The 14774-nt window shown below is 39.4% G+C and carries 17 protein-coding genes and 2 pseudogenes; 1 reads left to right on the top strand and 18 read right to left on the bottom strand.

Features of this window, described 5'->3' with window-relative positions; translation table 11 throughout:
* Nucleotides 1–159: 159 nt before the first annotated feature.
* From MK480_RS05035 to MK480_RS05025, 3 genes are all read right to left on the bottom strand, one after another.
* Complete coding sequence (locus MK480_RS05035; protein WP_084888420.1) at nucleotides 160–1089, bottom strand: peptidase U32 family protein; 930 nt, start codon at nucleotides 1087–1089, stop codon at nucleotides 160–162.
* A 123-nt stretch (nucleotides 1090–1212) separates the two neighbouring features.
* Nucleotides 1213–1887, bottom strand: coding sequence for an ABC transporter ATP-binding protein (locus MK480_RS05030; RefSeq protein WP_261096597.1), 675 nt, complete (start codon nucleotides 1885–1887; stop codon nucleotides 1213–1215).
* A gap of 13 nt (nucleotides 1888–1900) precedes the next feature.
* Complete coding sequence (locus MK480_RS05025) at nucleotides 1901–2956, bottom strand: ABC transporter permease (RefSeq protein WP_268707281.1); 1056 nt, start codon at nucleotides 2954–2956, stop codon at nucleotides 1901–1903.
* A 359-nt stretch (nucleotides 2957–3315) separates the two neighbouring features.
* Between MK480_RS05025 and MK480_RS05020 the strand changes: the two genes are divergently transcribed.
* Complete coding sequence (locus MK480_RS05020; RefSeq protein ID WP_268707280.1) at nucleotides 3316–3603, top strand: DUF3270 domain-containing protein; 288 nt, start codon at nucleotides 3316–3318, stop codon at nucleotides 3601–3603.
* Between the two features lie 33 nt (nucleotides 3604–3636).
* Here the strand turns inward: MK480_RS05020 and ciaH are convergent, their stop codons facing one another.
* The 15 genes and pseudogenes from ciaH to MK480_RS04945 all read right to left on the bottom strand — a co-directional run bounded on the left by ciaH (nucleotide 3637) and on the right by MK480_RS04945 (nucleotide 14752).
* On the bottom strand, nucleotides 3637–4971 hold the full coding sequence (ciaH, locus tag MK480_RS05015) for a two-component system sensor histidine kinase CiaH (protein WP_049542987.1): 1335 nt from the start codon (nucleotides 4969–4971) through the stop codon (nucleotides 3637–3639).
* A complete protein-coding gene (gene ciaR, locus MK480_RS05010) occupies nucleotides 4961–5635 on the bottom strand; it encodes a two-component system response regulator CiaR (RefSeq protein ID WP_268707279.1) in 675 nt (224 codons plus the stop codon). Before ciaR ends, ciaH begins: the two co-directional genes overlap by 11 nt.
* Nucleotides 5636–5743: 108 nt before the next feature.
* Nucleotides 5744–8290: a M1 family metallopeptidase gene (locus MK480_RS05005; protein ID WP_268707278.1), complete on the bottom strand. Its 2547-nt coding sequence runs from the start codon at nucleotides 8288–8290 to the stop codon at nucleotides 5744–5746.
* A gap of 121 nt (nucleotides 8291–8411) precedes the next feature.
* A complete protein-coding gene (locus tag MK480_RS05000) occupies nucleotides 8412–8840 on the bottom strand; it encodes an ASCH domain-containing protein (RefSeq protein ID WP_268707277.1) in 429 nt (142 codons plus the stop codon).
* A complete protein-coding gene (locus MK480_RS04995) occupies nucleotides 8800–9684 on the bottom strand; it encodes a putative PEP-binding protein (protein WP_268707276.1) in 885 nt (294 codons plus the stop codon). Before MK480_RS04995 ends, MK480_RS05000 begins: the two co-directional genes overlap by 41 nt.
* Nucleotides 9685–9722: 38 nt before the next feature.
* Nucleotides 9723–10109 (bottom strand): annotated as a pseudogene (locus tag MK480_RS04990) (GNAT family N-acetyltransferase); the annotation flags it as partial.
* A complete protein-coding gene (locus tag MK480_RS04985) occupies nucleotides 10099–10245 on the bottom strand; it encodes an Imm51 family immunity protein (protein WP_268707275.1) in 147 nt (48 codons plus the stop codon). The pseudogene MK480_RS04990 and the gene MK480_RS04985, both read right to left, overlap by 11 nt.
* A 176-nt stretch (nucleotides 10246–10421) precedes the next feature.
* Nucleotides 10422–10760 carry a DUF7716 domain-containing protein gene (locus MK480_RS04980; RefSeq protein WP_268707274.1) on the bottom strand — a complete coding sequence of 113 codons (339 nt, stop codon included), beginning with the start codon at nucleotides 10758–10760 and terminating at the stop codon, nucleotides 10422–10424.
* Between the two features lie 18 nt (nucleotides 10761–10778).
* A pseudogene (locus MK480_RS04975) lies at nucleotides 10779–11198 on the bottom strand (SMI1/KNR4 family protein).
* 18 nt (nucleotides 11199–11216) lie between these two features.
* Nucleotides 11217–11552 carry a hypothetical protein gene (locus MK480_RS04970; protein WP_268707273.1) on the bottom strand — a complete coding sequence of 112 codons (336 nt, stop codon included), beginning with the start codon at nucleotides 11550–11552 and terminating at the stop codon, nucleotides 11217–11219.
* Nucleotides 11553–11588: 36 nt separating this feature from the next.
* On the bottom strand, nucleotides 11589–12287 hold the full coding sequence (locus MK480_RS04965) for a 3-oxoacyl-ACP reductase (protein ID WP_268707272.1): 699 nt from the start codon (nucleotides 12285–12287) through the stop codon (nucleotides 11589–11591).
* The gene (locus tag MK480_RS04960; protein WP_326845939.1) at nucleotides 12280–12516 is read right to left on the bottom strand and encodes a DUF2829 domain-containing protein; all 237 of its coding nucleotides are present in this window, start codon (nucleotides 12514–12516) and stop codon (nucleotides 12280–12282) included. Before MK480_RS04960 ends, MK480_RS04965 begins: the two co-directional genes overlap by 8 nt.
* A 96-nt stretch (nucleotides 12517–12612) precedes the next feature.
* Nucleotides 12613–13539 (bottom strand): aldo/keto reductase, encoded by a 927-nt coding sequence (locus MK480_RS04955; protein ID WP_268707270.1) that lies wholly within the window; start codon nucleotides 13537–13539, stop codon nucleotides 12613–12615.
* Nucleotides 13540–13613: 74 nt separating this feature from the next.
* Nucleotides 13614–14429, bottom strand: coding sequence for a hypothetical protein (locus MK480_RS04950; RefSeq protein ID WP_125454529.1), 816 nt, complete (start codon nucleotides 14427–14429; stop codon nucleotides 13614–13616).
* On the bottom strand, nucleotides 14426–14752 hold the full coding sequence (locus MK480_RS04945; RefSeq protein ID WP_125454528.1) for a PadR family transcriptional regulator: 327 nt from the start codon (nucleotides 14750–14752) through the stop codon (nucleotides 14426–14428). The genes MK480_RS04950 and MK480_RS04945 overlap by 4 nt, the downstream gene beginning before the upstream one ends.
* Nucleotides 14753–14774 lie beyond the last annotated feature (22 nt).

Here is a 14774-nt window from a genome sequence, read left to right as displayed (position 1 = left end):
CAAACATGGGATAATTTTCAAACTCAAGAAGGTTACTTGTATTAAAAATCCCAGCAAACAGAGCATCCTAGCCTATTAATTCTTTGAAAATATTGGAGAATAAGAAAAAATTGAGAGAAGAACTGTTTGCATCTTCCTTCTCTCAACGAATCATTTACTTTATTTAACCATGTCAGGATCGTAATCATAGAATCCTGTATCAAGGAAACGGTTTTTAGGGTGTAACTTGCGCACTTCTTCATCCAGCAAGAAAGCTTGGTCATGGCTAAAGTTACCCTCTTGAATCAAGCTACGCGCTTGGATAAAGAGTTTTGCAATCTCAACAAAGTTCTGACCAGGTGTATAGAGACCTTCTAATTTCCAGTGAGTAAAACCATGCTCTACCAATTCTGTCAATTTTGTCATCAAATCAAGGTCATTGTTGGCAAAAATGTGGGTTCCATGATTGTCTTCAAAAATAGAATAGTGACTCTCTGGGTCACTTGGCTCAGCCAAGAAGAGGTCACGCTTGCGCGTCTTTTCATCATCGATGTGCGTAAAGTTATAGTAATTTTGCAAGAGCGGACGTTTAGAATGATGGATAACGCTAGCTCCGTAAACCAAAACTTCAGCAGGAATTTCCAAAATCTCTGGCATTTTGAAAAGTTCAGCTGATGGAATTTCACGCGCCAAAACAGCCTCAGATGCACCAGCCTTTTGTCCCCAGAAGTTTATCTGACGACTGCTAGTTACCATAGTCGAAGCATCGTAGATGGTCTTAAAGGAATAACCATCGCGGTTGACCACGTAAAAGACACCTGCATCCCCAATCGTAATGTAGTCTGTCTGGATTTCTTCCAAAAAGTCTAAGAAAGGCTTGATACGATCCATCATATCTTGGTGCATGAGGGCGTTAACCGCAACAATCAATTCCTTACCTGCTTCATGAACCACCTTAGCAATTTCACGCAATTTGTCATGACTAAAGGTTGTTGGCAGACGAAGGCCAAAATCTTTCTCACCGACATAGATACGGTCTACGCCAGCTTCGAGCAGTTGTTTAACTTGTTCAATACTTTCAGCAGTTGCTGTAATGATAATCTTTTCCATAAGAAAAATTATACCACATTTCCGCAAATTCATCTATGAATACAAGTTGTTTTAAAAAAGAGAATCTAATTTAGTCACTAAAAAAGTGAACTGATTCTACATAGTCACTCTTTCATTAGTTATCTACTTTTTTTCAGTAAGGTGTCCATCGTTCATCACATAAACACGGTCCACCTTATCTAGAAGACGAGTATCGTGCGTAATCATGACAACTCCTTTACCTTGTTCGTGGGCAATGGCAGCCAACATCTCCGTTACTTGGTAGGCACGCTGGGTATCCAGACTGGCTGTCGGCTCATCTGCAAGCACAATGCTTGGATTGTTATAGAGCGCTCTAGCAATCGCCGCACGTTGACGTTCGCCACCTGATAAAGCCTTGGGATACTGATCTTGTACCTTTTCCAAATCCAACAAGTCAAGTAACTCTTTTCGATCACTTTTACTATTTTTTCCCTTATCCAGTCTGTCAATCAAATCCAGCTGTTCTTTGACCGTTAGAAAAGGAATTAAGTTTGAAGCCTGAAGAATAAAGCCAAACTCTCTAAAACGGAGGTCTGTTTTCTCCTTCTCCGTCAAACTGCCTGTTTCCTTCCCCTTTACCAAAATCTTTCCACTCGATACTTCCTGAAGTTGTCCTAGAGTCGTTAGAAAGGTCGTCTTTCCAGAGCCTGAAGGCCCAACGATAGCTACGAACTCTCCCGCATTCAGCTGAAAATTCGTCTCATGCAGGGCCACGACTTTCATCTTTCCTTCCCCATACGTTTTTGTCACTTGAGTCATTTCAATTAATGCTGTCATACTATTCTCCTCATCATTCTGCAATCGCAGTAATCGGGTCCACCTTTAGCAAGCGTGGAAGTGAAATGACACCACCTAGCATGGCCATCAAGCAAATCACCAAGCTTAGGACAGAATAGGCTAACCAACTTGGGTAGAAAAAGAAGGTAGCTGGCAAGACTAAAATCACTCCTCCAATAGCAAGCAAGGCTAAAGCGATCCCCATACCAGCTAGGAAGAAGATTTGACAGAAAAGAGACCATACAATGGTTTTGATCTGTATTCCCTGAGCCCGCATTATTCCATAAAGTCCTAGTTTTTGTATGGTAATGATATAAACAAATATACCCACAATCAAGCCTGTGATGACAATCATAGCAATAATCATCCCTGAAAATACATTAACCTGAGGTGTGTAACCAGGAATTTTCGATATCATTTTTGGAATAGAAATCTGTTTCAATCCATCGCCAGCCACTTCTATATCATTTTTCAATACCAAGGCAGAGATCGATTTATTAGATTTTAAAGTTCCTTGTAAGGTCCAATAAGTTGTCAAACTTGTAAACACAACAGGCTCAGTAAAAAATTTATTTCCTTGAGTCAGCCCTACAATCTTGTAACTTGGCTCGCTTCCATTGAGCTGAATGGCATCACCTAGCTTGATTCCATAATTCTCAAAGGACTGATCAACGACCACTTCGTCATCCCCTTCAGGATAACGGCCCTTCGTCAAACTAGGAGAGATAAATTCGTCCCATTCTTGAGCAAAGATGGAAACATTGACCTTTTCGCTATCATCGACTAGATTTGTCACAGCAAACATATAGCCCAGTGGGGCTGCCTCTTTAGAACTCTTATCCTTGTAGTCCTTTTCAGGAATAAAAGATGCCGTCAAATTATCATTTGCGTAGTCAGATAAAACCACACCCGTCGCTTGCCAATTATCAATAGCGGCTCGGTTGTTTCGCACAAGACCAAGAGCTAAACTGGTCATAAAAAAGACCATGAAAGCGATAAGAAAAATGGTAGTTAAAATCAAACTATATCGAAGTTTGTTTTGTAATATTTCTTTGATAGCAAGATACATGCTTATCTCCTTTAACTTTTCCAAGAGGTATCGATTAGACACCCCACTACTATAAAAATAGGAGACAGAAAATCTGTCTCTGTATTCAAAACAAATCTCACTAATCAAATTAAATAAAATCAAGAAAATAAGGAAACAAATTTTCGTAAAAAAGAATCATTTTGTAGCTCTATTCCCTTGCGAATATAAACAATTATGAATATTAATAAGTATTTGGTGTCCATCCATCCTATCATTTTCACATTATGGTGTCAAGAAAAGTGATTTTGAAAAGGGACTTTATTCTTATTGTAACCTTTTTGTAATAATTCTCTGCTGAAAAAATGATAAAATAGGTATGTACTGTTAAGGAGAGAATAATGCCCGTAAGAAAATTACAATCCTATGAGGTAGACTATCAAGAAGAATTAAGCCAGCAGGTTCCTCGCTATCAAGATTATACACCTGAAGCGCAATCTGATACCAATCTCAAGGAAATCCTATTTTTTGTTAATATCGCTGTTTTTTGTATCTGTATTGCTATCTTTAGTTTTATCTTTTTAGCATTAAAACTATCAACTGCTCTTGCATTTGCCGCAGCAATCGGATCCAGCTTACTTGTTTTAAAAGTTCAACGGTCTATCATCAAACGAAAACGTAGAAGATAAATCCAAAATATCGCCCCGTCTGGAGCGATATTTTTATTTTTTCTTTTTAGATGGTGTGTGGATGGCAATCTTCACTTCAAAGATTGTTCCCTTTGGTTTATTATCTTTAACAGTAATGGTTCCTTTTAGGGCATCTACAATTTGTTTGGCTAGGGATAATCCTAAACCAAAACCACCTTTTTGACGGGTTCTAGCCTTGTCCACTCGATAAAAACGATCAAAAATTTTCTTCTTATCTTCTGCTGAAATACCGACTCCATTGTCGGAAACTAGCAAATAAAGATTACGATCAGTCGCTGAAATCATAAAATCAATTTCACCATCCTCCTCAGTATATTTGATAGCATTATCAAATAGGATGGTCATCAGTTGTTTTAGTAAAAGCTGATCTGTGACAATAGTTCGATGGATCCGATTTTCAAAACGGAAGACACGGTCATTTTCAGAAGCAATCATCTCATAGTTTGTGAAAGTCGTATTGAAAAAACTAGTTGGAACTTCTGCTAGTTCCGGCTTAATCCCATCATCTCTACGAGCTAAATTCAACAAGTTCGTCGTCAAAAAACGCATATTTCGGACTTCTTCCAAACTAGATGCAATGCTTTCACTCACATCCATAATGGTAGCTTCTGGCTTACGGAAAAGGGTCTCTAAACGATTTTGCAAAACTGCAAGTGGAGTTCGTAACTCATGACTGGCATTTTCCACAAAGGACTGTTGCTTCTGCATGCTCTCAAGCAGAGGACGAACACTGACCCTAGCTAGATAGAGACTGGCAAGCAAAGACAGAATCCAGAAACTTGCCATCACAACCACAATCAATTGCTCATGCTTTTGACTGGCCTGCTCCAACTGACTGGTATTTATCAAGACAGCGGCATACTTGATATTGGTTGATACCGAACTAATATTCGTTTCCATCAAAATCATGCGATAGATTTCTTCCTGTCCATAGCTATTAAAAACTTGAATCTGATAGATATGACCTAGTTCTTTTTTCTCTAACTTAATCTTATCCAATCCCAAAAATCGATTTCCAGAAAGGAGCTGGGTAAAATTCTTATCAAAAAGAATAACCTCCGTATTGGAACTGACATTGGGTTTCACCTCAGTCTTGCTAGTATCTGTAGCGGCATTCTCTAAATCTTTAATCTCTTCTGTTGCCCTATTTACAGCAAGCTGAATAACTGCTTGAGGATTTTCACTCAGCCCATGAAGCTTATCATCCACCGAAGTATAAAGACTCGAGTGCATGACCTGTAAAATAATCAGAGTCATGGTAGAGAAAATCAGAGTGAAGACACCAAAGTTGCGGATAAAATAACTAAAGTCATCCGCATACCATGTTTTTTTTAGTTTACTGAACATCTTTTAAAATATACCCAACACTGCGCAAGGTTTGCAAATTCTCTGCAAAAGTGGTTCCTTTTAATTTCTTACGGACTTTTGAAACATAGACTTCGACAACCGAAATCGTTGTATCACTATCAAATCCCCATAGACGATCAAAAATCTGAGTCTTAGGCAAAATAACATTTTGATTTTGAAGGAAATAGACTAATAAATCAAACTCTTTCCCCAGCAATTCGACAGGAGTATCTTCAATCTTAACGGTATTTGTTGACAAATTAACTACAATATTTCCATAAGTCAAGGTGTTTTCATTAAACTTACCTGAACGTTTGAGAAGGGCTTGAATCCGCATTTTGAGTTCTTCTAGGTAGAAAGGTTTAGTCAGATAATCATCTGCTCCCAGTTCAAATCCATGTCCCTTGTCATCCAAGCTTTCCTTGGCAGTCATAATCAGAACTGGTGTCATAATTCCCTTTTCACGCAATTCTTTCAAGACTTGGAAGCCATTTTTTTCAGGTAACATCAAATCGAGCAAAATCAAATCATAGACTCCACTCTCAGCTTCGTAGAGACCTTCTTCCCCATCAAATACCTGCATAACATCCGCAAAATCGTCTAAAAAGTCAAATACTGAATTTGATAGGCCTAGGTCATCCTCAACTAATAAGATTTTTATCATGAGAAACTCCTCCTTATTAAAACCATTATACCAAATTTGCCTTAAAAAAAACTCAACTCTCTGCATTTTACATGAGATAGCTGAGTTTTCTTTTTATTTTAGACTTATTTATGCATTTCCGTATTGAAGAACGACTGCTTCCACTGCAGCTTTTTCACGGTTAATCAAGTCAACACGCGCTGCAATTTCCTTGATTCCCATACCGATGTTACGGCTAAGAGCAAGGTCAGAAAGTTGCGGCTCAAAGAATTCCTTGTACTCTGCCAAACGTTGCTGAGTCTTAAATACGTGTGCAGGAAGGATAACAAAGCTATCAAAGCTCATATCTCCACCAAGAGCTGCCTTAATCCAAGCCCAGTTTTCACGCGCCCAAGACCATGCTGTTGCCTGAGTTGCTTGATGGCTTAAGAACTGGAAGTACCAAGCAGACAAGTCTTGTGGTTTGACCACAAATTTGTCCTTCCAAGAAGTAATCAAGTTTTGGATATTATCCGCATCTGTACTGTATGCAAGAGCGGCTGCCAACTGACGTTTAAAGACAGCATCTGTTGCGTGCGTATAAGTATCAAGATAAAGTGCTAACAAGTCTTTGGTCTCATGATGTTTCATCTCATTGATCAGAACTTGTGAGCGAATAGCTGCTGGAAGTCCTGCAAGCTGATCCTTGTGAGCTTCGAAGATTTGGCTAGCGACTTGGCTAGCTTCTGCATCATTTGAGCGAATCATCATAGAAATAGCTAACTGACGAACCAATTCATCCTCATCTGATTCTCCGTCTTTAGCTGCAAAACCAAGACGGTCATAGTTGTGACGAGCCAATTTAGCAACCAATACTTTGAAGGCTCTTTCAGCTTCTGTTCCTTCATCGATAAAGCGCTCAAGGGCAAAAATTACTTCAGAAACAGCTGAAACGACAAGGTAAGATTCTTCCTTAGCAAGTTTATCAAGAACTGGTAGCAAGTCTGCATAAGAAACGTGCCCTGCTTCAGCAAGCAAACGACGTTCTTGGACGATTTGCAATTTGCTTGTGTTATCAAGATCAACTAGGTCAGCAAGAACAGCATCTAACAAGTCTCCTTGATAGTCTGTAATGTAGTGGGCTGTATTTTCTGTGTTGAGACGAAGTGCTGTTTTGTTTTCAGCAAGAAGAGCTGCGTAGCCTGGAATTTCGATGCTTTCAGTTTCAAGTGTATCAGGCAAGCCTTTCCAGTTGCTATTGAGTGGCACCACCCATAGACGGTTCTTATCTTCGTGCTCACCGATAAAGAATTGTTTTTGTGAAATCTTCAAGACATCATTTTCAACTTTGACAGTAAGAACTGGGTAACCAGGCTGTTCCAACCAAGAATCCATGAAGGCTGCGACATCACGTCCTGACGCTTGACCAAGGGCATCCCAAAGGTCACTACCAATGGTGTTGCTGTATTGGTGTTTTTCAAAGTAAGCGTGCAAACCTTTAGCAAAATCAGCATCGCCGAGCCAACGGCGAAGCATGTGCATGAGACGGCTTCCTTTGGCATAGACGATAGCGCCGTCAAAGAGCGTATTGATTTCATCTGGATGTTTAACTTCGACGTGGACAGACTGAACACCATCAGTCGCATCGCGTTCAAGAGCGTGAGGTACTCCACCTGTTTGGAAATCTTCAAAGATATTCCAGCTTGGTTCAATAGCATCCACACAGACGTACTCCATCATATTAGCAAAGCTTTCATTGAGCCAAAGGTCATCCCACCATTTCATAGTTACGAGGTTACCAAACCATTGGTGAGCCAACTCATGTGCCACAACTAGGGCAACTTGTTGACGACTGGCAAATGTAGAGTTTTCATCTACAATTAAGCAAACTTCACGGTAGGTCACAAGACCCCAGTTTTCCATAGCACCTGCTGAGAAGTCAGGAAGGGCGATGTGGAGAGATTGAGGGATTGGGTACTTTACTCCGTAGTAATCTTCGTAAAACTCGATGGAGCGAACGGCGATATCCAGTGAGAAATCAAGGTTTGATAGTGGATGAGCTTTGGTTGAATAAACACCTACGAGGGTACCGTTTTTAGTTTTAGCCGTCACACCTTGCAAATCACCCGCAACAAAGGCTAACAAGTAAGAAGACATGCGAGGTGTTGTTTCAAACTTCCAGATACCTGTTTCCTTGCGGTTTTCCACATCAATCTCAGGCATGTTTGACAAGGCCACTTCACCTTCTGCTTGGTCAAAACGTAGAGAGAGATCAAAAGTTGCCTTGGCTTCAGGCTCATCCACACATGGGAAGGCTTCGCGCGCAAAATGGCTCTCGAACTGAGTAGACAAGACCTCCTTCTTCACTCCATCAACTGTGTAGTAAGATGGGTAAATCCCTGTCATGTTGTCTGTAATTTTTCCTGAGAAAGCGATAACCACTTCAACTTGACCTGCTTCCGCAAGTTCAATATGAAGGGCTTCATTGTCATGATCAACCGTAAATGGGCGAGCTACCCCCGCAACTTCTACAGAAGCGATTTCCAAATCTTTTTGATGAAGGGAAATGCGGTCACTCTGTGCTTGACCACTAATAGTCACCTTTCCTGAAAAAGTCTTGGTCTCACGACTCAAATCTAAAAATAAATCATAATGTTCAGGAACAAATTGCTTAATAAAATGTTCAACTGCTTGCATAGTTTTCTCCTATCTAAGTTTAAGAGCTAGAGCTCTTCTTCAAACAAACTTATTATATCATGTTTTGCTTAAGAAAAAAGGATTGGGCGGCGATTTCCAAAACTTTCTTCCTTCTAATAGTCTACAGTGGGTAGATCTTGCGAAATTCTTCTAAAACAACCTTGCTTTCAGGTGTAAAAGTCAGTCCTGCTTCTCTCAGCCACTCGGCGAAACAATCCTCATGAACCTGACGCCAATAGGCTAGGGATTTGTCACCTTCCCCTTCCTTAAAGGCATGTTGAGCAGAAACTTGATTGAAGGGCTGGACAATTTCGACAATACAGACAGCCTGATTTTGACTATCTAAAATGATGTCAAAGATGACTTCTTGCGGAAGGGGGTCATCTTCTAGTGCGTAGAGATCGTAGGCTGATGCTGTTGCAGTCTTTTCGCCTCTTAAAACCAAATCTGCTAAAAGGTCTGGTTCCACTCCAAAAGCCCAAGCATCGATTTCATCTCCTATAGAGGGGTTAATTTTCTTGTATTCTTTCCACATTTGTTGCGGTGTCATGGGCGCTCCTTTGTAATTTTTTACTTTCTTCTTTTATGTGTTTAAGATGATCTGCATGGTCAATCTCTAAATTAAAAATCTCCGGAATAGAGCTGTAATGGAGAATGCATTCGATACCCATCTGATTCATTTTTTGTATGAAAGAAGTATTCAGATAGCCTGCTACAGCAAAGTCAATCTTTTTCGTCCTTACTTTATCCTGCATCTGTCTTAGCATATCTAGCATAATGGGATTTTCCATATCATGCCATTGACTGTTTCTCACAGTCGCAAAAACAAATGAAGTCAAATCATTCATTCCAACTACAATCTTTGAAATACCAGTTTCCAGTATCCTGTCCAAGTCAAAATAAGCTGACGGTAATTCAATCATTGTTCCAACTTTTCCAGTAAAACCATGCTGGCGCAATACTGTAATAACTTGCTTTAACTGCTCAGCATCATTGACAAAAGGAAAGATAACAGATAGATTGGGATTGTTTTGATAAACTTCTGCAACGACATGTGCTTCAGCCTGAAATTCATCCGGACACGCCAGCAAACGCCTAGTTCCTCTATATCCAAATAAGGGATGATTTTCATCAAAATACTCTTTAGTCCCCTTTAGACAATTAGCTTCTGTATTCGTTAATTCAGAAAAACGATACCAAACTTCTTCATCTGAGTACAGGGAGCAGATAGTCTCTAGATAATCATTTACAAATTGCTGACAACTTGCTAATATGATGTTTTGATTAAGCTCTCTCAACAAGTATTCCCCACGAATCATGCCAACGTGGTGCAATAGTTGAGGATAAATTTTTTCAAGAATTTTTTCGCCACTAAGGGCAAGTTGATTTCTCATCATTCACCTCGTCTTAAAAGATACAATATCAGATATCATTATATGAAACTTTCCTCTAGTTCAAAAGCTTCATAAGGTTCAACTAACTCATATCCTAAAAATTCTGCTACTTTTTTGGAAGCCTCGTTATGAGCATCCCAAAGTGGAAACATATCTCTATTTAAACTCTCTAGAATCATTGCAACACCAAGTTTTTTAGCAAATCCATTTCCTTGTTCGTTTGGTCTAGTTGCAACTTCCACTTCAACTGCTCCACGGTAAACTAACCCTGAGGAAATCCCAGCAATCAGTTCATTATTTTGAAGAATCACAAAGCCAAATCCACCTTTTAAAACAAAATCCTGATAGGACTTAAAATCGCCCTGTAAATCTTGTGACCATTCTTCCTCAGAAAAACTGTCATAAATATGATTATCAATAGGCACAAAACATACTTCCTTCAGGATCAAAGTAGATAGCATCACTTAATTCAGGCATTTTTTCCTCCAAAAATACCAAAGCTAGCGATTCCCAATCGTAGCCATTTCCTTCAAATCCCTCCTCTTCTCGAGTATCAAACACTTCCTGTCTGTATTCTCCATCAGGCTAATAAATGAGCGACCCGCGAACATTTTGAGGATCCTCATCATAAACAAGCAAGTTAAAAGGGGAAATTTTTTCATTTATGTTTTCGTAATCTATCATTTCTTAACTCCTTTTTTTATTGTCAATGAAACTGCAACATTCTAGCTTTGTAACTAGGGTTCAAATGGCATGAAACTATCATACTGATTATAATAATTTAAAGCCTCGACCAAGTCTTGGCAACTTGCGTCTGGCTTTTCCTCAAGTGCAATCGAGAGAATATCAAGCAACTGCTCTCCATAGTAGACTAGCTGGAGATTTTGCTCTGCTACGTCAGCCAGGTAGACATCACAGTCATCTACTACATCCGGATAATCTGACACCCAATAGAGCCTATCTAGTGCTAGCTCTCCATCCTCCTTGCCATAGAGGCAAAAATCATCTGAAGAAGACTCGTCCGCGCGCACCTGCTCGATGATCTGCTCTACTGAAAATTCTTGGTGTTTCCGCATCTCTTCTCCTTCTTAGTCTCATTCTTCAACAAAAGAATTCAAAAAATCCTCAAAAGATGGCCATTGACCATATAACTCAGCTTTTTCTTCCAAAACTTAGAAGTAAACCTTTCCAAAGTCCTCTTCCCTTAGTGAAAGAGCATAGTTGCCAGATCCAGGATCATAGGCGAAATGAAGAAGGGCTGTTGCCTTAAATCCTTCAGGTATAGCCTCATCGTCAAATCAGGTAAGAGACTTCCTCATCTCATCAAGTGAATCAAAGGAATTGAAAGGAAAGAGATGACGATCATCGTGGACACCCCTTACTTGGGGTTGACCACCGTTGTGCTTGAGATAAAAGTCCAACATAGTTTTTGGCAATTTCTTCCCAAGAATCTCCTCAAATTGTAAAAAATCTTCTTTTGAAATCGGTGAATCTGCATCTAGCACTCTAAACATGATTTCTCCCTACCAGTTTTACAACTCTTCCTCTAAACTCTTATCAATAAAGTCATAGACATTTGCAGCAATTTTTTGCATTTCTAAGGAGCCTAAAGCACCTAAGTCATTTTCATAAATGCAATCATCTGTATTTTTCTTGATAAAGTAGGCCAAATCTCCTTCCTGTCCAATCATAAAGTAATCTGGTTCTACTTCCTCAATCTGATAAGTTTCATTACGCTCTTTTAGATCCTCTTTGGCATACAAACAGATACCAGTATCTCCAATTTCATAGGGGTCAATCTCTTCCCACTCTGTTAAAAACTGATAGTAAAGATTGGGCAAGACAAATCCAAACTCATCTCTTTTCATGGCGCACCTCCACATATTTACAAAATAGCAACTCTGCTACTTCAAGCTCCAGCCACCATCAATCATCAGGATTTGTCCCTGCATGGCGCTTGCTTTTCCACTTGCTAAGAAAAGGCTAATCTCTGCTATTTCCTCTGGCTTAATCCAACGTTTGATTGGTGTTTCACTAGCAACCCAGTCAGCCAATCCACCTGGCTCAAAATCTGCAGCAGTCATAGCTGTCTTGACTGCTCCTGGAGCGATACCAAATACCTGAATTCCAGCTTCTGCATAGTCTAGAGCCAACTGCTTGGTGAAGCCAGCTAAAGCATGCTTAGAGGAAGTATAGGCATGACCACCTCCACCAGCTAGGCTTGAAGCAATGGAGCACATATTGATGATGATTCCTTTTTTATTCTCCAGCATTTGCATCAAATAATAGCGAGTCAACTCAACAGGAGTCATATAATTAATTTCAAAAATTTCTTGAATTTCCTGCGCTGTCTGTTCCAAAAGTGGTTTGTAATCATCCAAAACTCCAGCAGTATTGCACAAAACATCCACCCGAGGACACCAGTCAAAAATAGGCTCCAAGTTCAAGGTCAAATCTCTCTGTAAAAAGTGGAAATCACCCTCTAAGAGTGGATTTTCACCTTGGTCCACTCCATAAACTTGATAGCCATTCTCTAAAAAGAGGCGAGCTTGAGCTAGGCCGATCCCTGAACTCACGCCTGTAATGAGTACAAATTTAGTCATGCACTTCTACCCAATCCGTCGCCAAAACATCACAAGGTGTCGGACTCCACATGGAAAAACCTTCCTCTTCTCCAGATACGTTGATTAGGAAATAAGGTGTCACTTCAAGTGCAACCCCGTTTTGTTCAATGGTGTCAAAAAGTTGGACATAGTTTTCAGCACCTCCCCAACCAGTACGTACATATTTTTTCTTAGCCTTTAACCCAGGCAGGATTTCTTCAAATGTCATGTTTTTCTCCTTTGATTCTACTTTCTTCATTTAATTATAGCAAAAAACCGCTTTGCAACGGCTTTTTGACTGTGATTTATTTACATCTGCTTCTACTTACGGCAAATTATTCCCTGCTGCAAGATAAATTTCATACCATTCTTTTCTTGTTAAGCTAAAGTTTCCCGCTTGGCTAACTTCTCTCAAGTGCTTAGGATTTGTTGTACCTACAACTGCCTGCATTTTTGCTGGATAACGCAATATCCAAGAAATAGCAATAGTTGAAGAGGTTACTCCATATTTAATAGCTAAACGATCAAGTACTTGATTTAAAGCTTGAAATTTCTCATTTCCAACAAAATTCCCTTTAAAATACCCGAATTGTAAGACAGACCATGCTTGAATGACCACATCATGTAATTTGCAATATTCAAAAATGCTGCCATCTCGCATAGCTGCTTGACTATCTTCCATATTAACATGAAAACCTGATTCGAATCCTGGTGTAAAAGCCGCACTCAATTGTAGCTGATTAACAGCTAACGGCTGCTTGACATCTTTTTTAAGCAACTCCATCATCATAGGATTTTGATTAGAAACTCCAAAATCTCGGACCTTACCTTGTTTATAAAGAAAATCAAAGGCTTCTGCTACTTGGTCAGATTCCATCAAAGCATCTGGTCGATGAAGGAGCAAGCTATCTAGATGATCAATCTTCAATCTTTGCAAAATTCCGTCAACTGATTTTATAATATAGTCCTTAGAAAAATCAAAATAGGTAAATTCTTCAATGCGAATGCCACATTTGGACTGAATCCACATCTTTTCTCTTAAATCTGGACGATTTTTTAGGACAAGACCTAACAGTTCTTCACAAAGACCACGACCATAAATATCAGCCAAGTCAAAAGCATTGATTCCAACAGACAGTGCTGTTTCTACAAGCTCTTCAACTTCTTTTACAGACTTATCTTCTATTCTCATCATTCCGAGAACAATTTCTGATAATTCTTTGTCATCTTGTCCAAGAGTTATGTATCTCATCAAATTTTTCTCCTTTAATTTCTAACATTCTTCCCTTCATTATAACAAAAAACCGCTTTGCAACGGCTTTTTGACTATATTTCACTCCATTTTATCTTCTTAAACCCACGGAAAAAGAGAAAGATACCAAGAAAGAGAACAGCTAAAGGAATAATCTTTGTAAGAAAAACATTTGAAATTCCCATCCACTCATAGTAACGGAGCAGAGAACCCACCACAAGATGGGCAATAATCATACTGACAAATGGACGAAAGACCGCTTCTTTCCAATTCCAAATACTGATGACTAGGGAAATCGTAAAGACAGATAAACTATCCCAGGGAGCAGGAAGATAAAAGGCTCCTTCTTGTATGAAGCTTGCCATTCCTACATATCCCAGAACAACTAGCAGAACAAGAATCCCAACGACAATATAGGTACCAATTTTCATTTTAGGAGAATCTTGGACTAAACTTCTTCGTAAAATTGTAGCCACAAGCCCAAATCCGACCAGAAAAAGAAGAAGTTGGCCTAAAAACGTAAGCAAATTGACTGTTAAGAGAGGACCTTTAGAAAAATCACCTAATAGTTGATAGTAGCGTAATACTGCTAAAACAAGAATTGGCGTCAAAAGGGACTCTTTGATAGAACTGCGAGGTGCTTCCTTGAGCATCTCTTTCATTATTTTTTTAGGATTCTTACCTAGATAATCTTCTGCACTCATGCCATCTCGTTCTGCTTCTGAGAAATCAAGCATCATCAAATAAATCTGCTCTCTGAGATAGTCCTCATCATAGAGAAATCCAGCAAGATTAAAACTATCCCACAGTTCCTCAAAATACTGCTGATTCTCCTCAGAAAACTGATGCAACAAAGCGCTTGTTTCTTCATAATACTTTATTTTCTTCATGGTTTTCCCCCCTTCTTAATCCCTTCTACTTTTTGACTCAAATCGTCCCATTGTTGCCAAAAGACCGAGACACGCTCTTCTCCTTCTTTGGTTAACGAAAAATACTTCCGATCTGGACCATCTGGAGACGGACGCATGTCGCCTCTTATCCATTGATTTTTTTCTAACTTTTGCAACAAAGGATAAATAGTTCCTGGAACGATAGTATCAAATCCAGCCTCTCGCAAAGTCTGAACCAACTCATAACCATACCGCTCTTTTTGACCAATCATATCCAAGACACAACCTTCAAGAACACCTTTTAATAGTTGAGTTTCCTTCATTCCTTCTCCCTTCTAATCTATT

It is taken from the genome of Streptococcus mitis (genome assembly GCF_026782895.1).
Taxonomy (GTDB): Bacteria; Bacillota; Bacilli; order Lactobacillales; family Streptococcaceae; genus Streptococcus; species Streptococcus mitis_CB.
This window is presented reverse-complemented; position numbering and strand designations above follow the sequence as displayed.